17 protein-coding genes are annotated in these 20,102 nt (G+C 73.6%); 8 read left to right on the forward strand and 9 right to left on the reverse strand.

Features of this window, described 5'->3' with window-relative positions:
* The first annotated feature begins 127 nt into the window (after positions 1-127).
* Positions 128-4,522, forward strand: coding sequence for a ricin-type beta-trefoil lectin domain protein (locus ABD323_RS16625; protein WP_344442381.1), 4,395 nt, complete (start codon positions 128-130; stop codon positions 4,520-4,522).
* A gap of 249 nt (positions 4,523-4,771) precedes the next feature.
* On the opposite strand, the gene ABD323_RS16630 is transcribed toward ABD323_RS16625, so the two are convergent.
* The 3 genes from ABD323_RS16630 to ABD323_RS16640 form a co-directional block, all read right to left on the reverse strand.
* Positions 4,772-5,191, reverse strand: coding sequence for a hypothetical protein (locus ABD323_RS16630; RefSeq protein WP_344442382.1), 420 nt, complete (start codon positions 5,189-5,191; stop codon positions 4,772-4,774).
* 231 nt (positions 5,192-5,422) lie between these two features.
* Complete coding sequence (locus tag ABD323_RS16635) at positions 5,423-6,433, reverse strand: hypothetical protein (protein WP_344442383.1); 1,011 nt, start codon at positions 6,431-6,433, stop codon at positions 5,423-5,425.
* Between the two features lie 66 nt (positions 6,434-6,499).
* Entirely contained in the window at positions 6,500-8,470 is a 1,971-nt protein-coding gene (locus tag ABD323_RS16640; RefSeq protein WP_344442384.1) for a WD40 repeat domain-containing protein, read from the reverse strand.
* Positions 8,471-8,585: 115 nt separating this feature from the next.
* On the opposite strand from ABD323_RS16640, the gene ABD323_RS16645 reads away from it, so the two are divergent.
* The 3 genes from ABD323_RS16645 to ABD323_RS16655 all read left to right on the forward strand — a co-directional run bounded on the left by ABD323_RS16645 (position 8,586) and on the right by ABD323_RS16655 (position 10,404).
* Complete coding sequence (locus tag ABD323_RS16645; RefSeq protein WP_344442385.1) at positions 8,586-9,089, forward strand: hypothetical protein; 504 nt, start codon at positions 8,586-8,588, stop codon at positions 9,087-9,089.
* Positions 9,090-9,154: 65 nt separating this feature from the next.
* Positions 9,155-9,760: a SigE family RNA polymerase sigma factor gene (locus ABD323_RS16650; protein WP_344442386.1), complete on the forward strand. Its 606-nt coding sequence runs from the start codon at positions 9,155-9,157 to the stop codon at positions 9,758-9,760.
* Positions 9,757-10,404: a hypothetical protein gene (locus ABD323_RS16655; RefSeq protein WP_344442387.1), complete on the forward strand. Its 648-nt coding sequence runs from the start codon at positions 9,757-9,759 to the stop codon at positions 10,402-10,404. Before ABD323_RS16650 ends, ABD323_RS16655 begins: the two co-directional genes overlap by 4 nt.
* 19 nt (positions 10,405-10,423) lie before the next feature.
* On the opposite strand, the gene ABD323_RS16660 is transcribed toward ABD323_RS16655, so the two are convergent.
* On the reverse strand, positions 10,424-11,062 hold the full coding sequence (locus ABD323_RS16660; protein WP_344442388.1) for a C40 family peptidase: 639 nt from the start codon (positions 11,060-11,062) through the stop codon (positions 10,424-10,426).
* 239 nt (positions 11,063-11,301) lie between these two features.
* Here ABD323_RS16660 and ABD323_RS16665 point away from each other — a divergent pair, with 239 nt between their 5' ends.
* Together ABD323_RS16665 and ABD323_RS16670 are read left to right on the forward strand one after the other, a co-directional pair.
* Positions 11,302-12,723 (forward strand): endonuclease/exonuclease/phosphatase family protein, encoded by a 1,422-nt coding sequence (locus ABD323_RS16665; RefSeq protein WP_344442389.1) that lies wholly within the window; start codon positions 11,302-11,304, stop codon positions 12,721-12,723.
* A 14-nt stretch (positions 12,724-12,737) separates the two neighbouring features.
* Entirely contained in the window at positions 12,738-14,735 is a 1,998-nt protein-coding gene (locus tag ABD323_RS16670; protein WP_344442390.1) for a phosphocholine-specific phospholipase C, read from the forward strand.
* A gap of 95 nt (positions 14,736-14,830) precedes the next feature.
* Here the strand turns inward: ABD323_RS16670 and ABD323_RS16675 are convergent, their stop codons facing one another.
* The 5 genes from ABD323_RS16675 to ABD323_RS16695 all read right to left on the reverse strand — a co-directional run bounded on the left by ABD323_RS16675 (position 14,831) and on the right by ABD323_RS16695 (position 18,876).
* Complete coding sequence (locus ABD323_RS16675; RefSeq protein WP_344442391.1) at positions 14,831-15,514, reverse strand: phosphonatase-like hydrolase; 684 nt, start codon at positions 15,512-15,514, stop codon at positions 14,831-14,833.
* Positions 15,515-15,566: 52 nt separating this feature from the next.
* Positions 15,567-16,688, reverse strand: a complete 1,122-nt coding sequence (locus ABD323_RS16680) for a TIGR03364 family FAD-dependent oxidoreductase (protein ID WP_344442392.1) — start codon at positions 16,686-16,688, stop codon at positions 15,567-15,569.
* Between the two features lie 123 nt (positions 16,689-16,811).
* Entirely contained in the window at positions 16,812-17,324 is a 513-nt protein-coding gene (locus ABD323_RS16685) for a pyridoxamine 5'-phosphate oxidase family protein (protein WP_344442393.1), read from the reverse strand.
* A gap of 203 nt (positions 17,325-17,527) precedes the next feature.
* A complete protein-coding gene (locus ABD323_RS16690) occupies positions 17,528-18,187 on the reverse strand; it encodes a phosphatase PAP2 family protein (protein WP_344442394.1) in 660 nt (219 codons plus the stop codon).
* A complete protein-coding gene (locus tag ABD323_RS16695) occupies positions 18,187-18,876 on the reverse strand; it encodes a DedA family protein (RefSeq protein ID WP_425556029.1) in 690 nt (229 codons plus the stop codon). Before ABD323_RS16695 ends, ABD323_RS16690 begins: the two co-directional genes overlap by 1 nt.
* Before the next feature lie 95 nt (positions 18,877-18,971).
* Here ABD323_RS16695 and ABD323_RS16700 point away from each other — a divergent pair, with 95 nt between their 5' ends.
* Entirely contained in the window at positions 18,972-19,385 is a 414-nt protein-coding gene (locus ABD323_RS16700) for a BlaI/MecI/CopY family transcriptional regulator (RefSeq protein WP_344442396.1), read from the forward strand.
* The coding region (locus ABD323_RS16705; RefSeq protein ID WP_344442397.1) for a M56 family metallopeptidase at positions 19,382-20,102 on the forward strand (721 nt) is incomplete at its 3' end. The genes ABD323_RS16700 and ABD323_RS16705, both read left to right, overlap by 4 nt.

The raw sequence follows: 20,102 nt of genomic DNA on the forward strand, positions 1-20,102 counted from the left end.
GGAGAATTGGGGCACATCGCGACTACGGAGAGTCATATTCACTTGACCGAGTCGCACACCAACCGCCAGGGTGCGAATGATCCGTGCGCGCGACGCGCCGAGCCGTCCCACACGAGGGAACTTCTTCATGCCTTCCAGTCCCAGACGGCGCGGGCGCGCCGTTTCCGGAGCGCTGTCCGCTCTCGCGGCCTTCACGCTCAGCGCGGCCCTGGCGGTTCCGACCTCCTTCGCAGCCGCTCCGTCCGGCTCCTCCCCACAGCCCCCCTCGGACAGCGAGATCGCCGCTGCCGCCGCGATCCGCTCCAAGGAGTTGCCGCCCGACGCCGGTGACGGCCCGATCGCCCAGGCCAAGGCCAAGGGCGTCGACGTGCCGATCCCCTCGCTGACCACCGAGTTCAGCGAGACCGTCGCCACCCCGCAGGGCCACCTGCGCGAGGTGATGCACGGCGACCAGCAGCGCGTGAAGCAGGGCAACGGGTGGGCCGCCCTGGACCCGACCCTGGCCGCCGGCCCGTCCGGCGCCCTGACACCCGAGGTCGCCGCCCACCAAGTGTCGCTCTCCGGCGGCGGAAGCGGCCCGCTGGCCACCCTGACCAGCGAGGACGGCAAGCAGCTCGCGGTGGGCGCGCCCTTCCCGCTGCCCAAGCCCGTACTGGACGGCGCGAGCGCGCTCTACCCCGAGGTCCTGCCGGGCACCGACCTGCGGGTGACGGTCAGCAAGGCGGGCGGCTTCTCCACCGTCCTGATCGTCAAGAACGCCCAGGCGGCGGCCAATCCGGCGCTGAGCAAGCTGCACTGGCCGACCACCGGCACGGGCGTCACTGTCCAGGACGACGGCACCGGCGGCCTGACCGCCGTGGACGGGGACAACAAAACGGTCTTCACCGCACCGACCCCCACCATGTGGGACTCCAGCAGCGCGCTGCCCCCGACCGCCAGCGCTCCCCGGGCTCTGCGCGCCGCCGCGGCGATCAGCTCGGACGCGCCTGCGTCCGCGGCTCCATCCGCGCCCGCGTCCGACCCCGGCCAGCCCGACCCGGCCCTGCTCAGCAGCGCCGACCACCCGGGGCTGGGCGCGAAGGACGCCAAGCTCCAGGTGCACGCCGACGCCTCGGGCGTCGACCTCACCCCGGACCACGACCTGCTGACCGGTTCGGGCGTCAACTACCCGGTCTACATCGACCCCGACTGGATCCACGGCCTCTCGGGGCTCGCCGACTACACCTGGGTCCGCAGCGCCTACGCCGGCAACAACTTCTTCAACGACAGCCACCTGCTCGGCGTGGGCGTCTGCGGCAGCTACCCCACCGGCACCAACTGCAACCCGGCCGACAAAGAGCGCACGATCTACGAGTTCGACACGCGCGGCTGGAACAGCAACATGGTGATCAACAACGCCACGTTGACCACCAACGAGACGGCGAGCGCCGACTTCAGCTGCACCAAGTACCCGGTCAACCTCTACCGGGCGAACGGTCCGATCACCAACGCCGTCACCTGGAACAACCAGCCCGGCTACACCTACCTGCAGCAGCAGCCCGTGCAGGGCGCCGGCCGCAGCGGCTGCTCGGCCACCGTACCGGTCAGCTGGACCGTGACCAGCACGATGCAGCAGGCCGCGCAGAACAACTGGGCCACGCTTCCGTTCATGCTGCAGGGCGACGAGGGCAACGCCTACGCACTCAAGTACTTCGACCACTCCCCCAGCCTGACCGTCGACTTCGACCAGGTGCCGCTGCAACCGGGCAACCCGGCGATCGGTCCCAACGGGCCGCACAGCGTCTACCCGGCCACCGGCAACCAGCAGAGCTGCAACCAGGGCTGGGGCTCCTTCTCCTGGCTCGGCGCGGGCGCCGACCTCTCCGGGAACTTCCTCAGCGCTGTGACGGCCAGTCCGTTGCAGAACCAGACCAGGGTCTGGGGACACCTGTGGGACTACTCCCAGAACGGCTACCCCGACATCTTCAACGGCTGGTCCGGCTGGACCAACAACTGGGGCACGGCCACCATCCCGATCCCGGCCGGCACACTGCAGGACGGCCACAGCTACGGCTTCAGCCTGATGGCCTCCGACGGCGTGACCGGCTTCGGCCCGTCCACCCCGTCCTGCGGCTTCAAGGTCGACGCCACGCCGCCGGTGCTCAGCCAGCCGAACGCCGACAGCGTGATCAGCGAGGCGCAACTGCAGGCCGGCGTCTTCCCTCCCTCCGGCAACGGGCAGGCCCCGCATGCCTTCGTCAACCAGGACGGCTACGTGCCGTTCACCGCGACCGACCCGGCCCCGAACGGACTGAGCTCCGGGATCGCCTGCGTCCGCTGGGGCTGGGACGTGAACGCGTCCGACGACCAGTGGCAGTGCGGCCCGAACATACCCGACCCGTCCAAGGGATTCCCGGTGCACCCGAACCACTGGGGCACCAACATCGTCTACTCGCAGGTCATGGACAACGTGGGCAACGTCTCCCCGCCCGCCCAGTACGCCTTCTACGTGCCGTGGAACCCCGCCGGGCCGCCGGCCGTCTTCGGCGACGTCACGGGTGACGGGCTGCCCGACATCGTGCTGCCGGACGACAACGGCAACCTCCGGGCCATCACCATCCCCGCCGCCGGCCTCTCGGGCGCCAGCACCCCAGTGCCCGCCGGCCGCAACCCGGTGATCGCCAAGGCGTCGGTGGCCCCGTACCAGGAGAACACCGGGTTCACCGGCTACCAGCTGACCCACCGCGGTTCCCTGGTGGGCGGCAAGAACGTGGACGACCTCTTCGTCCACAAGCCCGGCGACAAGTCGCTCTACATCTACGACAACCCGGGCAACACCGGTGGCAACGGCGTCCTGGACAAGCACGAGACCGTGGCCAAGCCGGCTTGCCAGAGCAGTACCACCAACTGCGCCTCCTACCAGGCCGACTGGTCGACCACCCAGGCAATCGCCGCGCTCGGCGACCCGCTGCGGCCGGGCCTGGACACCGGTGCGAAGTTCGCCAACAGCACCGGCCTGGTGACCATCGAATCGACCACCGGTGGTGACGCGGCGCTCTGGTACTACCCCACCGCCAACTATCAGCTCGGCAACCCGGTCAACCTCTCCGCGAGCGGCTGGTTCGGCTACGACCTGATCTCCACCGGCGACTGGGCCAACACCGGCCACCCCGGCATCTTCGCCCGCAACCGGGCCAGCGGCGACATCCGTGGCCTCACCTTCAACACCGGCACCTACACCTACAGCGATGACTTCGGCACCACCTACAGCGTCAACACCCTGACCGGCATCGCCGTCAACACGTCGGTGGGCGGCGGGGTGACCGCCACCTGGTGGCCGACGATCGGCTCGGACGCCGACCCGACCGGCAACACCGGCCGGATGTTCCTCTGGGTCGCCAACGCCAACAACGACGTGGCGATGTGGTCCGGGCAGACCACCAGCGGCCCGGGCGTCTCGTGGACCTCGGGGCCGACCACCTTCACCAGCACCGCGGCCGGCACCAGCCCCGACAGCTGGTCGCTCAGCCAGGCCAGTGGCGGTCAGGACAGCAACGGAACCAACCCGCTGCACGCCCAGAACAACCTCGTCTGGACCACCGACCGCAAGGGCGCCGCGAACGCCGCCGCCATGACCAACGGCACCGCGACCGGGCCGGTCTACTCCTCCAACGGCCTGGTGCTGGACACCGGCAAGAGCTACACCGTGACCGCGTGGGCCAAGCTGAACGGCGGCACCGGTGGCGACCAGTCCGTGGTCTGCCAGGACGGCGTCAACGCCCCCTCGTTCAGCCTGCAGTACCAGCAGTCCACCCAGTCATGGACGGCCAACACCAGCTCGCAGGACGGCTGGGCGGGCAACTGGCAGAACGCGACGGGTGCCCCGCAGACCGCCTACAGCGGCACCTGGACCCACCTGGCGGCCACTTTCAACGCGGACACCCACACGCTGCAGCTCTACGTGAACGGCCAGCAGGCCGGTATGGCGACGACCCCCGCACCGTGGTCGGCGGCCAAGCCGATGACCATCGGCGCCTGCCTCGGGAACAACGACACCACCGTGGTGAACCCGCTGAACGGCGCGGTGGCCGACGTGCACACCTACAACTACGCGCTGACCACCGACCAGGTCGACTCGCTCTACTCGGCGCCGGCACCGGTCACCAGTGACGTCGCCGCCAACAAGTGCCTGGACGACAACACCGCCAGCAGCGCCAACGGCACCAAGGTCCAGGAGTGGACCTGCAACCCGACCACTGCCGAACAGTTCAGCCGGGTGGGCGACGACACCCTTCGGATCCGGGGCAAGTGCCTCGATGCCGCCGCTGCCGGGACGGCCAACGGCACCCTGATCCAGCTGTGGGACTGCAACGGCGGGGCGAACCAGGTCTTCCAGTACCGGTCCGACAAGACCTTCTATAATCCGGCCTCCGGGCGCTGCCTGGACATCAACAACGGCAACACCACCGACGGCACCCAGATCCAGCTCTGGGACTGCAACGCCAGCCCCGGCCAGCGCTGGAACCCCGGTGCGGTGAGCTGATTCAGCGGCACCCGAAGCGCTGAGGCGTGGTCAGGCCATCCGGCCCGGCCACGCCTCAGTCGTTCTGCCTGCGCCTCGGACCTGCGGGTCCACCGGGTCGGTCACCAGCAGCGCGGGGACGACCACCGGAGCCTGTGACTGGCCGTCAACCGGACCACCTCACATGGCAGGCCACCCCCTCGCGACCGGCCGCACGGCAGAGCGGGCCACCCGGCCGAAGAGAACGGCCCGCCATGAAATGCACGGTCATCAGCAGACGATGCTGATCGAGAACGGACGGTCGCTGTCGACGGCGGCGCTACCGGCGCTGGAGGGCGTCGCGGTGCGGATGAAGAGCGTGTTCGAGCTCACCTCGCCGACCAGGATGGACGAGCTGCCCGGACCGGGGTCGCCCCCGCCGTTGGTGTTGATCGTGCCCAGCAGGGCACAGGAGTCGACGCTGCCGGAGGTGAAGACGTCGTAGCGCCCGCCGCCGAAGTGGTTGATGCCGGTGATGCCCGACGAGGCCAGCAGCACGCCGCTCGCGCTGACCTTGGCCCACGCGGTGGTGACCGACGCCGGACGCACGACCTGCCGCGTCTCGGCCGAGGCGGACGTCACGGCGACCGTGCCGCCGATGGCCAGCGCCATCACCGTGGCCCCGAGGACCACCTTCCTGGATCCGTTCATGGCTTTACTCCCTGCCGACGAAGGTATCGATGCAGGTGGAACCCACCCCGGGTCAGGGCCCACTGGAGAGAAGCCTCTCCCGACCCCCTGCCGGTCGCGAAGCACCCGGCGGGCAAAGGCACGTCGAATGGGCCAGCTGTTGACGTGCCCACATCATTCGCCTGCGCGAGGGATGCCACCACTGCGCCCCCTGGGCCGCACGGTGTGCGACGCGGCGGCGCGGCCCGCCGCTCAGAGCAGCAGCCACTCCTCCAGCGAGCCCGGCCAGGTGACCCCGCTCGGCTGCAACTCCCCGTCCGTGGCGGGCCGCGCGGCCTCGATGACGCGCCGCACGCCGTCCCGGCCGCCCACCGCCTGCGGCACGTCCGGGTTGAGCCAGCCGCTCTCGCCGTCCGGCACGTACCCGTTGCCACCGCCGGTCAGGGTGATCGTCACGCCGTCGCGCTGCAGCACGTAGCCGGGCGCGTTCCCCTCGCTCCCCCGGAACCAGAGGCCGGGGCCCTCCTGGACGCACGGCGGCGTCGCGCCGATCGTCCGGTACCCGGTGCCGTAGAGCAACGGCCCGCAGGGGTCGACGAATCCCGGCGTCACCGTCTCGACCACATCCGGACCGACGTCGATCCCGCCCGGCCCGTTCCCGATCCCGAACGGCGTGACCAGCCGCGTCCCGTCCCACACCGAGGCCAGCCGCACCATCCCCGGCACCGTCACCACCCGGGCCACCGCCCGCGACGGCACCCCCTTCTGCGCCACCCACTGCTCGACCCCCACCTCCCTCTGTACCGACCCGATCGGCACCGCCACGACGCACAGTCCGACCAGCGCCACCGCCGCCACGGCCCTCCGTCCGGGCGCGCGGCCCGCCACGGCCCCGGTGACCGCCAGCGTCGCGCCCGCGAACAGCAGCACCGACAGCACCCCGAAGCGGAACGGCGCCACCTGCCAGAGCGCCACCTCCACCAGCACACCCGCGACCACCGCCCCGATCAGCACCCCCCACCGCGGCCGCCGCCCCCAGGCCAGCCACGCCACCAGCCCCACGCACACCCCCGCGGCCGTCACCCCGCTGCTCCCCACCAGCGCGATCAGCAGCACCGCGTCGATGCCCGACCGGCCGGACCCCATCCCCTCCACCAGCGCACCCGTCGCCACCGGCAGCACCCCGGCCTGGGCGGCCAGCCCGGCCCGCAGTCCCACCACCCCCGACCGCCCCACGACCAGCCGTTCATCCACTCCGGCCACCGGAGCCCCCTCTCCCGCCGCCCTACTGGACGAGGGCCCCGGCCGAGCGGTTCCCGCCCGGAAGGTCTACCCGGTGCTCGCAAGCCGGAGGACTCCATGCTGGTGCCCGACGATCACCTCGGATCCCAGGCCTGCCCCCGTGGTGGCAGCGGCCAGGCAGGTGACCGCCACGTCCAGGGCGAGGAGCCGGGCCACGCCGGACTCCGGCTCCCACACCCGCACGCTCCGCCCCGTCCTGCTGCCGGTGACCACGACGTCGCGCCCGTCGTGCAGGGTGGTCGCGGTCAGGGCCGTCAGCGGACCGGCGGCCGGGTCCGGCGGCAGCCCGTCCCCGACCGGGGCGCCGGTGGCCGGATCCCACAGCAGGACCACGCCGTCGCGGTCGGCGGTGGCCAGCAGGGTGCGGCCGTGCAGGGACGCGGTCGCCACCAGGGTCACGCGGTGGCCGACGTCCTTGAGCGCGCGGGCGCTCAGCGGGACGGCCGCGCCCGCGTCCCACGGGTCGTCGACGGCCGGGTCCCAGACGTGCACGCCGCCCTGGGCGTCGGCGGGGACGCTCAGCGGGTGGCCGGCGGCGATCGGGACGGCGGCGACGGCGACGATCGGGCGGCCGGAGGGGTTGAGGCGGCCCACGGACTCACCCGTCAGCGGATCGCGCAGCCGCACCGCGCCCCGGTCCGTCGCGGTGACGAGCAGGGTCCTGCCGCCGGGAACGGTCGCGGCGCACATCCCGGTCACCGCGCCCAGCCAGTTGCCGACCGGCTCGCGGAACGGCTGCCCGGCGACCGGGTCCCAGAGCGCGATCGTCCCGCCGTCGCCGCCGCCGGCCAGCAGCAGGCCGCCGTTGGGCCGCGGAAGGGTCGTCATCGCCCGGACGCGGTCGGGGTGTCCGGGCAGCGGCCCGTACTCCAGGCGGCCGCCGTCCGCGTCCCACAGGCAGAGCCCGCCGCCGTCCCCCGCACCGGCGACCAGCGGCGGCAGACCGGGCCGGGGCACCACCGCCAGCGCGTTGACGCCCTCGCGCGAGCCGGGGGCGGGAGCCGCGAACAGCGTCACGTCGACGGCGCCCGGTGCCCGGCCGGCTGTCGGCAGCGCCGTCCCCCGGACCGGCCCGGCCTCACCCTGCGCGACCCCGGTCAGCGGTCGGGCGCCGCCGGGATCCTCCGCCAGGCAGTCGGCGACCGTCCAGGTCCGTTCGCAGTCCGGGCAACGGAAGTGCCCGGTCAGCAGCATCAGCTTCCTGGCCCACAGCGCGCCGGACCACCCCGGGGCGCCCCCGACCGCGACCAGGGCGGCGGCCAGGCACAGCACCGCCTGCCCCGACGCCTCGCGGGGCACCCCCGCCGCCGCGACCGCGCGCGCCACCCGCAGGAAGGGCTCCCACCCCTCGCCGAGCACGTCGTCGCGCAGGGCCTCGGCGACCTCACCCCAGGGGTGTTCACCCCGGCGGACCAGGGCCGGGTCCGGCAGCGGCGGGGCCTCGAACGGCGGCCGCACCGGGTCCACCAGGAAGGACGGGAGCTCGGTCTCGGCCTCGCACCCGGGGCAGGACAGCACGAGGTCGCTCTGCTGGGGATCGAGGAACCGCCACAGCGCCCCGCCGGCGTGATGACCGGCGAGGGCGACGGCGGCCAGCGCGAGGTGGCCGCCGTCCGCCGCGGGGATGCCGGCGGCGAGCAGGCTCCGCACGGCCGCCCGCTCAGCCGGCCGGAGCGCCGCCTCGAACCCCGCCACGAGGTCGGCCGGGACGGGCGCTCGACCATCCGAGGTCACCATGAAGCCCAGGTCCACCCAGAGGTCCACGAACCGCTCCGGAGCCGGCTGCCGCACCGCCGCCTCGACGAGATGAGGCAGGGCCGCGTACGCGCCGTCGTAGACGGTGTCCGACTGCATCAACCCGTCGGCCACCCCCTGCCAGGCCTCCCGCCACTCGTCCCCGTCGCCGGCCATCAAGGCGACGACCTGCCGCACCTCGTCGGCCGTCACACCGTCCACCTCGGCCCAACGACCGCTCCCCAGGGGCACCTTCGCCATCATGCGAGGAGCGTAACGACCGCCCCCGACACCATCCCCGGCGACCTTCCCCGCCGGGCCCCCGGTCCCTCCAGGAACTCCCGTGACAGCCCGCCACCTTCTCCGCGAGACTGGCGCGATGGCCCTCACCGACACCTCCCCGCACCGGCACCGGCGCCGCGACCTGCTGTGTTACGCCGCCCGGCGCGCAGCGGTGGCCGGGGGCACCGGGGTGGTGCTCGCGGTTCCGCTGGTGTGGCTGCAGCGGGCGACCGAGCGGTGCGATGACGCCTTGCCGCCCGGGCCGATGGCGAGTTCGGAGTGGACCTGCACCGGGTGGATCCTCGCGTGCGTCGGGGCCCTGCCGGCGGTGGTGCTGCTCTGCTGGGCGCTCTTCGCCCGCCTCGGCGTCCGCCCCGGCTGGGCCGTGGCACTGCTCGCGCCCGTCCTCGCGATCCGCGTGATCAGGTTCACCGACCTGCCCGTGCAAGAAGTCGGCTACGCGGTCGAGTTGGCGCTCGTCATGGGCCTCTCCTACGCGGTGGCGGCCCTGCTGCTGGCGCCCCGGCTCGACCGGCGCTACCGGCTCGGGGCCGCGGCCCTCCTGCTCGTCGCCGTCCTCGCACCCTCCGCCCTCGGCTGAGCACCGGGCAACCCTTCCGGCCCGCCGGCCCATTGAAGGGGTAGGACCGGACGCGGAAGGTGGGCATGACCGAACCCGAGGGGTTTGAGGAGTACGTGGCCGCGCGGCAGGGCGCGCTGCTGCGGACCGCGTACCTGCTGACCGGTGACGCCCACCTCGCGCAGGACCTGGTGCAGTCGACGCTGCTGCGGGTCTGGCAGCGCTGGTCCCGCATCGGGCCGATGGAACACGCCGACGGCTACGTCCACCGAGTGATGGTCACCATGCTCGCCGGCTGGCGCCGTCGCCGCTGGCAGGGCGAGGTGCCGCACGGGGATCCGGCGCTGGTGCCGGCGCCGGGCAGCGGCGCGGCGCACGATCCGCACGCGGCGCACGGGGACCGCGCGGTGCTGGTCACGGCGCTGCGCACGCTGCCCCCGCGGCAGCGGGCGGTGGTGGTGCTCCGGTTCCACCTGGACCTGTCCGAGGCACAGGCGGCCGCGGCGCTCGGTTGCAGCGTCGGCACCGTGAAGAGCCAGACGGCCAAGGCCCTGGCGCGGCTGCGCGGTTCCGTGCCCGTCCTGCTGGACGAACCGGCGGACCAACCGGCGGACGAACCGGCGGACCAACCACGCGCCCCGCAGATCGGTCGGAGCGGTCAGAGCGGTCAGAGCCCCGAGGAGGCGCGATGAGCAGCCGGCAGCAGCAGGAACGGGCGCTGGCCCGTGCGTTGGACGATCTCGCCGAGGACGCGCCGTCGCCCACCGGTGACCTCTACGGCCGACTCCGGGCGGGGGCCGCGCGCCGTCGTCGCGCCCAGCAGGTCGTGGTCGGGGCGGGCGTGCTGGCCGTGCTGGCGGTCGGGGTGATCGTCGTGCCGGTGTTGACCGCCGAGCCGACGCCGCGCACCGTGGTGGCGGCGGGCGCGAGCGGCACGCCGGCCGACTGTCCGGCACGCGCCGACGACTGGACCGCCGGCCCGCAACGTCAGGGCTCGGAGCTGGAGTTGGTCCCTCCGGGCGCGGTCGTCGCGCGGGTCTGCCGCTACCAGCCGCTGCCGCCCGCGACCCTGCCCGGCGGCACCGACCAGCCGCTCGTCCGCTCGGGCCTTTTGACCGGCGCTCCACTGGCGACCGCGGTCCGCGCCCTCGACGGCGCCCGGCGGGGCGTGATGCACTGCCCCGCCAACTCCACGACCACCCTGCTGCTGCGCTTCCACTACCCGAGCGGCCCGGACGTGGATGTGCGGATGGGGGCCGCCGGCTGCCGCAACAGCACCAACGGCGCCCTGAACGCCGTCGCCACCGGGGTCGAGATCCCCGGCTACACCGACTGAGCCCGCCGCCGGGCCCCGGTCAGCCCGCCCGGACCACCGGGCGGACCGCCCCGGCGAACTGCGGTCCCAGGACGGGGTCCTGGAAGACGTCGTCGAGGCGGGCCACCAGCGTGCCGGTGCTCCGCGCGTGGATCATGGCGGTGCCGCCGGCGAAGAGGCCGACGTGGTGCAGCGGGGCGTCGGGGCGGGAGAAGAAGAGCAGGTCGCCGGGCAGCAGGTCGGCCCGGGCGACCGGGGTGCCCTTGTGGAACTGGGCGACCGTGTAGTGCGCCAGGTCCACGGCACCGCCGGTGGCCTGGTACCAGCAGTAGAGCGTCAGGCCGCTGCAGTCGAAGCCGACGGTGTCCTCGCCCAGGCAGACGCCGTCGAGGGTCCCACCCACGTCGTCGCAGAAACCCGGGCCCGCGCCCAGCCGGTCGCCGCCGCCCCAGGCGTACGGCACTCCGATCTGACGCTCGGCCACCGCCAGCACCGACGCGCCGAGCGACCCGTCGAGCGCCGCCGCGACGACCTCGGCAGGAGCCCCACCCACCTCGCCGTGCGCCGCCGCCCGGGCCCGGCCCGCTCCGAGGGTCGAGGCCAGCCCCGCCGCGGCCACCGCCGCGAGCGCGCCACCCAGCAACCGCCGTCGCCCGGCCGGCGAGCCGTCCCTGTCCATGCGCTACCTCCTCGCCTCACCCCGTCCGTCACGCTTCGTGACCAGCGTGCCACATGCCGCGCTACCACCCCAGGCACGCGCCGGGTGGGCGTGTTTGGCGGATTCCCGACGGTCCGTCATCCTCCGTTCATCCTTCGGCCGCCGGAGGTCGGATGAATGAGGGCACAGTTGTCCAGCCAACTCTTGGGCAAGACGCCTCCACCTCCCTCACCCTCGCCTCCCCGGCGGACAGGAATACCGTGGCCACAGGCAGTTCCCTCGCTCTGAGCACACCGACCAGCCCCACCGAGGGCGACAGACTCACCTTCCACTGGTCGACCGACACCCCGGACGCCACCAACTGGGTGGGCGTCTACGACGGCGACCGCCAGCCCGGCACCGGGTCCTCGCTGCTCTGGAAGTACACCCCCGCCGCCTCCGGCGACCTCACCCTCGACACCTCGGCGCTGACCGGCGGCCCCTACACCGCGTACCTGCTGGCCAAGGACGGCTACGGGATCCTCGCCAAGAGCGCGCCGTTCAGCTTCCGGTCCAAGCCGGCCGTGGTGGCGCCGCACAGCGCGGTGGACGCGCTGACGGCCACCCCCGTCGCACCCGGCGGTCAGGTTCGGGTCACGTTGGCCGGACTCTGGTCCCGTCCGGCCGGCAACCCCGCCGGCAGCGCCACCTTCCGCCGCGTCGGCGGCGACTCCTGGCTCTCGGTCAGCACGGACGGCACGGTGAGCGGCACCGCACCCGCGACCGCGCAGTCCCGCCCGGCCGTGATCACCGTCGGCGTCAAGGACAGCGCGGGCGCCACCGACACCGTCACCGTGCAGGTCCCGGTGCTGGACCCGGCGGCCAAGAAGCTGCCGGTCAAGGTCGCCAGCTGGAACCTGTGGGACGCCGGCACGCACAGCACCGACGGCCGCGAGAAGCAGCTGCGCACGATCCTCACCCAGGGCTGGGACGTGGTCGCGCTGCAGGAGACCGCCGGCACCAACGCGCAGGCGCTGGCCGACGCGCTGGGCTGGTACGCCTACCAGAGCGCGGGCAGCGTCGGCGTGCTGAGCCGCTACCCGCTCACCGCCGTCACCCCGGTCACCGCCGCGCTGCCCGCCGCCGGTGTCACCGTGCAGCTGCCCGGCGGGCGCAGCCTGCGGGTCTGGGCCGCGCACCTGGACGAGAACGGCTACGGGCCGTACGCCTTCCAGGACGGTCAGAGCGCCGCGCAGCTCCTCGCCGCCGAGAGCGGCTCGCTGCGCCACCAGCAGGCGCAGGCGCTGGCGGCCGCGATCAAGGCCGAGCCGAAGGGCCCGCTGGTGGTGGCCGGCGAACTCTCCTCGCCCTCGCACCTGGACTGGACGGTGGCCACCCGCGGCACCGCGCTCGACTGGCCGGTCACCGAGGCGCTGCAGGCCGCCGGCCTGACCGACAGCTTCCGCGAGGAGCACCCGGACCCGGCGGCGTTCCCGGGCGCCACCTGGTCGCCGGTGCGCAAGCAGCGCGGCGCCAAGCCCGAGCCGCAGGACCGGATCGACTACGTGCTCTACGCCGGCAAGGGCCTGACCATGCGCGAGGCGCACGTGATCGCCACCGGCTGGCCGGCGACCGACCCGAACACCACCGCCAACGGGTGGCCCTCGGACACCGCCGCCGCCGTCGCGACCTTCACCCTCTAGAAAGGGGCCCACCGATGTCCGAGCTCAACCGCCGCTCCGTCCTGGGTGCCGCCGCCGCGGCCGGTGCCGCCGCTATGGTCGGCCTGCCCACCACCGCCGAGGCCGCCGGTACCGGGGCCACCCCCGGCGCGGCCGCCACCGGCGCCAAGAGGAAGAACGACGTCACCGACGTCAAGCACGTGGTGATCCTGATGCAGGAGAACCGCAGTTTCGACCACTACTTCGGCTCGCTCAGCGGCGTGCGCGGCTTCGAGGACAAGCAGGCGCTGCGCTTCCCGAACGGCGACTCGGTCTTCCGCCAGCCGGACGCCGGCCGCAGCGACGGCGGCGCGATGCTGCCGTACCGGATGGACACCAGCAAGTACAACGCGCAGAACGCCGGCGGCCTCGCGCACGACTGGGCGACCGGCCACCAGGCGATCAACAACGGCGCGATGAACAAGTGGATCGCCGCCAAGGGCGAGCGCACCATGGGCTACTTCACCCGCGACGACGTCCCCTACCAGTACGCGCTGGCCGACGCGTTCACCCTCTGCGACGCGTACTTCTGCTCGCTGGCCGGCCCCACCGACCCCAACCGCCTCTACCTGTGGACCGGCACCTCCGGCCCGGGCCGCGACGGCACCACCGGACCGTGGATCGACAACACCCCGGTGACGCAGAACCCGGTCGCCGACTGGACCACCTACGCCGAGCGGCTGGAGGCGGCCAAGGTCAGCTGGCGGGTCTACCACAACCCGAGCGAGGACGACCGCACCGGCGACTACGACGACAACGCGCTCTCCTACTTCAAGCAGTTCCACGCCTTCCCCACCGACGACCCGCGGTACGTCAACGCGATGACCAAGTTCGACCTCACCGCGTTCGACCAGCACTGCAAGGACGGCTCGCTGCCCACCGTCTCCTGGCTGGTCGCGCCGTACCTGTTCTGCGAACACCCCAACGCCAGCCCGGACTACGGCGCCTGGTGGGTCAACTCCGCGCTGCAGTCGCTGATGTCCAACCCGGACGTCTGGGAGCACACCGTCTTCCTGGTCATGTACGACGAGAACGACGGCTACTTCGACCACGTCATCCCGCCCACCCCCGAGCCGGGCACCCCCGAGGAGTTCGCGCAGGGCCGGGCGATCGGCCTGGGCAACCGGGTGCCACTCTGGGTGGCCTCGCCCTGGTCGCGCGGCGGGTACGTCAACTCGCAGGTCTTCGACCACACCTCGGTGCTGCGCTTCCTGGAGGTGGTGACCGGTGTCCAGGAGCCCAACATCTCCCAGTGGCGCCGCACCGTCTGCGGCGACCTGACGAGCTGCTTCGACTTCACCAAGCCGGACTTCTCGATCCCCCAACTGCCGGACACCAACGCGCTGATGGCCAAGGCGGACGCCGGCGCCAAGCTGCCGCCGGTGGCCCTGCCGGCGCTGGGCACCCAGTCGATGCCCAGCCAGGAGCGCGGCACCCGCCCGCACCGCGCGCTGCCGTACCGTCCGTGGGCCGAGGTGGAGGTGGACCGCGCCACCGGCAAGGTCACCTGCACGATGACCAACTTCGGGAAGGTCGGCTACCACTTCACGGTCTACCCGAACATCCTGCAGCCGTTCGCGGGCACCCCCTTCACGGTGGCGCCGGGCGCGAGCCGCACGTACGTGTGGGACGCGGCCACCACCGACGGCCGGTACGACTTCACGGTGCACGGCGCGGACGGCTTCGTCACCCGGTTCGCCGGCACGGTGGTGCGCCTGGAGCAGGAGGACGTGCCGGCCCCGATCGTCACGGCCGACCTGCGCGACCCGCGCTCGATCCGCTTCGAGCTCGCCAACGACGGTGCGGGCCAGGTGAGTTTCACCGCCGCCGGGAACGACTTCGCCGGCACCCCGCAGACCGTCTGGGTCGACGCGGGCCGCACCACCACCATCGACTGGCCGCTGGACGCGGCCGGCCGCTACGACGTCACGATCACCGCCGGCACCGGCACGCGCTTCGCCCAGCGCTACGCCGGCACCGCGCACCAGGTCTGACGCACCCGCTGAGCACCGCTGCCGCGCCGACCCCCGCAGGGTCGGCGCGGCAGCGGCGTTTCACACCGTCAGAGCCGTCAGGGCCGTCAGAGCCGTCAGCGGGCGGCGAGCAGGCCCGGCAGCTCGGCCACCGAGCCGAGCACGTGGGTGGCCCCGTCCGCCGTCAGCCGCTCGGCGCCGTGCGCGCCGGTGAGCACGCCCGCGACCACCGCGGCGCCGGCCCGGGTGCCGGTGAGCATGTCGTAGCCGGTGTCGCCGACCACCGCGAGCTGGTGGACCGAGTCCGTCGCGGTGCGCAGCAGGGCGGTGAGCGCCAGGTCGGGGAAGGGCCGGCCGCGCCCGGCCTCGGCGGGGCAGAGCGTCAGGTCGGCGATCTCCTCCCAGCCCAGCGCGCCCAGGATGCGGTCCTGGGTGGCCCGCGAGAAGCCGGTGGTGAGGACCACCTTTCGGCCCTGACCGCGCAGTTCGGCGATCGCCTCGGCGGCGCCCGGCAGCGCCGCGCAGTGCCCGGCGTCGACCAGGTCGTGGTAGGCCCGCTCGAAGGCGGAGTTGGCCCGCTGGGCCTTCTCCTCGGCGCCGAACAGGTGGCGGAAGACCGAGATCTTCGACTCGCCCATGGTGAGCCGGACGTGCTCCAGCATGGTGCGGTGCTCGGGGCTGCCGGCCTCGACGCCCAGCTCGCCCGCGGCGGCCTGGAAGGCCTGCTCGACCAGGCCGTCGTCGGCCACGGTGGTGCCGGCCATGTCCAGGACGACCAGGCGGATATCGGTGCTGCTCATGACTGTGGTGCCCTTAACTGTGGTGGTGGAGGGGACGGGTGCGGTCCGGGCCTCAGAGCCCGAGGGTCTCGGCGGTGGTCTCGGCGATCGCCGGGGAGCAGGTCATGCCGCGCCCGCCCGGCCCGGTGACCAGCCAGACGCCGCCGGCGACCTGCTCGCGGTGCACCACCCGGGTGGTGTCGGTGCACTGGGCGTAGACGCCGGCCCAGCGGTGGCGCACGCGCGGCAGCGGTCGGCCGAGCAGGTCCTCGGCCACCTCGGCCAGGTGCTCGTACGGCTCCTCGACCACGTCGAAGGAGAACGGGTGCTCGTACTCGTGGGTGTCGCCGATGGTCAGCCCGCCGTCGCGGCGCTGGACCATCAGCAGCTGCATCTTGTGCTCGTCGGCGACCGGCGCCTGCGGCTGCCCGGCCCGCAGCTCCTCCAGCGCGCTGCCGGCGAAGGCCGGGTAGTAGCGGAAGCTGTCGCCGTCGGCGACCGAGGTGGTCAGCGCCTCGCCGAGCGGGTCGGTCTGCATCATCTGCAGCCGCACCCGGCGCACCGGCAGCTCGGGGGCCAGCTCGCGGACCAGGCCGCCCAGCCAGGCGCCGGTGCACAGGATCACCACGTCGCCGGTGTGCAGCTGGCCGTGGTCGTCGCGCACCGCGTGCTCGCCGACCACCTCGCGCACCTCGCGCCCGGGCAGGAAGGTGTAGCGGCCGCTGGCGAGCAGGGCCTCGCGCAGCGCGGGCTGCGCGGTGCGCGGCTCGACGACGGCGTCGCGCTCGCAGTGCAGGGCGCCCAGCAGCGTGCCGCGCAGGGCCGGGTTGACCGCCCGGGTCTCGGCCGCGTCCAGCAGGCGAAAGCCCCGCTCGGCGGCGTCGGGCCGGGTCATCGCCTGCTCGGCGACGGCGAGTTCGAGCTCGGTGCGGATCGCGGTGAGCGAGCCGTTGGGCCGAAAGCCCAGCGCCGGCACCCGCTCGCCGATCCGCTCCCACAGCTCGCGGGCGCGCCGCGCGGTGGCCAGCTCCTCCCCGCCCAGGCGCCCGCTGACCCAGACCAGGCCGAAGTTGCGCACCGAGGCGCCGCGCGCCTCGGCCTCGCGCTCCAGGTGGACCACCTCGTGACCGCGCTCGACGGCCTGCCAGGCGTGCATGGTGCCGACGACGCCTGCTCCAACGACTATGACTCTCATGGCGACCAGGCTGCGTGGTGGAGGTGACCGTCAGGTGTCCGGGCGGCGACCCGCGAACCAACAATCACCAAGTTGTACAGACAACCCATCACCGGGCGTCGCCCGCCCGAGTCCACCGGCGGCTCAGCGCCGCACGGTCGCCCGCAGGTAGTTGCGGCGCCCGAAGTGCGGCTCGTCCACGGCCGTCAGCTCCTCCACCTGGAAGCGGTAGAGCGCCGCCGCCCCGCCGCCCGCCAGGAACAGCGCCCGCACCTGCGGGTCCTGCGCGAAGGCGGGGTAGCGGCCCTGGTAGGCGGCCAGCGCGGCCTGGGCCTGGTGGCCCCAGGCCTCACCGGCCCGCCCGGTCAGCTGCAGTCCGCGCAGTTGCTCGCCGAAGAGCGGCGGCGGCAGGAAGACGGTGGCCGCGGCCCGGGCCTGCTCGGACAGGTGCAGGCTGTGCCGGGTGGAGCGCTCGCTGACGAAGTACAGCACCAGGTCGTCGTCGAAGGCGTAGAAGGCGAGGTTGGCGTGCGGGCCGTGCTCGGGGCCGGCGGTGGCGAGGGTCAGCACCATGGACTCGGCCAGCAGGCCCTCGACGCCCTTGCGCAGTTCCTCGGCGGGCCATTCGCCCTGCGTGACGTCGAGTTGGTACGGCATGGTTGCGTCCCTCCGACCGACCGTTGACCCTGCCTGACAGCAGGCGGAACCAGCAGGACCGGTCCTGACGGGACGTCGGCCCGGCCCTCATGCTGCTCCTGCCGACACGGCGGCACAAGGGGTCGATGATCCGCGGCCCGGCGCCCCGGGCGGGCACGCGAAAGCCGGGCCGACGCCTCGCGTCGACCCGGCTCCCGGACACCTCAGCGCAGCGCCGACTCCCGCGCCCCGGCCGCCGCGCCGACCGGCCCGGCGCCCAGGAAGGTCGCCGGCGCCCCGGCCCGCAACCGTTCCACCAGCGGCGCCGCCCGCCCGGCGGCCACCGTCAGCGGGAGGGCGACCAGCACCCCGACCAGCGCGCCGATCAGCACGTCGTGCGGGTAGTGCACCCCGACCCAGACCCGGGAGGCGCCCATCAGCGCGGCGCAGAGCAGCGCGAGCGCGCCGAGCCGGCGCGAGGCGAACCAGAGCGCGGTCGCCGCCGCGAAGGCGATCACCGTGTGGTTGCTGGGGAACGACCAGTCGTCGGCGGCCGGGCAGCTCTCCAGCGGCACGCTGCCGGCGATCTGCCGGCACGGCCTGACCTCCGCCACCAGGCTCTTGAAGACCGAGTTGGCCACGTAGGCGGCCACCACCACCAGCGGCGCGGCCAGCACCCTGGCCATCACCACCGCGTCCGCCCGCCGGGCCTGCCACCAGGCCCAGAGCATGAAGACCGCGAACAGGCCCAGGCCCAGGTCGGACCAGGTCGTGACGGCCTGGTCGAACCAGTGCGGGGCGTGGGCCGCCCAGCCGGTCACCGTGGTGTACAGGCCACCGTCGATGCCGCTGCCGTCATAGGCGAGCGGGAGCGCCGCAACCATCAGACCTCCTTGTCGGGGCCGGCCTGGGCACGGGCACGCGCGGCCTTGCGGGCGCGGAACAATTCGAGCGCAATCGGGATCACAGAGACAACTACTACCAGACCGATGATCGGGAGCAGGTATGTGTCGATGCTGGGCACCGTCGAGCCCAGCGCGTAGCCGGCCAGCACCACCCCGACCGTCCAGAGCACCCCGCCCAGCACCTGCCAGAGGGTGAAGGTGCGCACCGGCACCCCGAGCGCGCCGGCCATCGGGTTGAGCACCGTGCGCACCACCGGGATGAACCGGGCCAGCACGATCGCCTTGCCGTAGCCGTACTTGGCCAGCAGTTCCTCGGCCCGCTCGGCACCCTGGCGCAGGCTGCGGCGCTCGGTGCGCTCCAGCAGCGGCCGCCCGCCGCGCTGTCCGATCACGTAGCCGACCTGGGCCCCGGCCAGCGCCCCGAGCATCGCGCAGAGGATCACCTGCCAGAGCACCAGGTGCGGTCCCTTGTGCTCACCGGGCACGCAGAGCAGGCCGGCGGTGAAGAGCAGCGAGTCACCGGGCAGGAAGAAACCGACCAGCAGACCGGTCTCGGCGAACAGGATGGCGGCGATGCCGAGGGCTCCGAAAGCCGCGAGCAGCGACGAGGCGTCGAGCACGTTCACGGCCAGCAGGGTGGTGGAGGGCAAGGTTGGCGGACCTCTCATACTGAGGGAGGCGGTCCTGCGGAACGCGCCCCGACCGTCTACAGTGACGTAGACGGTCTACACGACTGTAGACGACGACTGGAGGCCACGTCGACATGCCGGAAGTGCCCGCCGCGCGCCGTCTGTCCGGCGAGCTCGAGTCCCAGGTGCTGGCCGCCCTGTGGGCCGCCCACCAGCCGCTCACCCCGCAGGACGTCCAGCTGGCCCTCGGCGGCGAACTGGCCCGCACCACGATCGCCACGATCCTGGCCCGGCTGCACGACAAGGGGACCGTCGAGCGCACCCGCGCCGGACGGGCCTACGCCTACACGCCGACCGTCCAGGACCCCGCCGGGCTCGCCGCCCGCCGGATGCGCACCGAACTGGACCGCGAGCAGGACCGTTCCACCGTGCTGGCCCGGTTCGTCTCGGACCTCTCCGACGCCGACGAGCGCCTGCTGCGCGAACTGCTGGGCGAGGCCCCCGACCGCGCGGCCGGCCCCGGGCACGGCGAGGGCGGTGAGCGGTGATCCTCGCCGTCTGGGCCCCCTTCGTGGTCCCCTTCCTCGCCGCACCGGCCGCCCGGCGACTGGCCGACGCGCTCGCACCGCGGGCCGCCTCCTGGGTGCTGGCGACCACCGCCGTCCTGCTGGCCGGCGCGAGCGCCGGCTCGCTGGGGCTGCTGGCCGGCGCCGGACTGCTGCCCTTCCTGCTGGTCGCCGCGCTCGGCCACCTCAGCGCGCCCTGGTTCGCCGAGCCCTCCCCCGCCGCCGTGCTGGCCGCCGCCCTGGCGGGGGGCGCGCTGCTGGCCACCGGAGAGCTGGGTCGGCGCACCGCGCACCACCAGTACACCGACCTGCGCCGCGCCCGCACCGCGCTGGGCCACCGCCCGCAGCCGGGCCGGGGCCGCGGCCACCGGCACGAGGACCACCCGCTCGCGGTCCTGGACGACGACCGCGCCGACGCCTACGCGCTGCCCGGACGCCCCGGGCGGATCGTGGTCACCACCGGGATGCTGCGCGCCCTGCCGGCCCCCGAGCGGGCCGCGCTGCTCGCCCACGAACGGGCCCACCTGACCTGCCGCCACCACCTCTTCCTGGCCGCCGCCGAGTACGCGGCGGTGCTGCACCCCGCCCTGCGCGCGCTGCGCGCCCCGCTCGGCTTCCACCTGGAGCGCTGGGCCGACGAGGCGGCGGCCCGCTCGGTCCGGGAGCGGACGGGGGCCGACCGCGCGGGGGGGCGCGCCC

Source organism: Kitasatospora nipponensis (assembly GCF_039528135.1).
Classification (GTDB): Bacteria; Actinomycetota; Actinomycetes; order Streptomycetales; family Streptomycetaceae; genus Kitasatospora; species Kitasatospora nipponensis.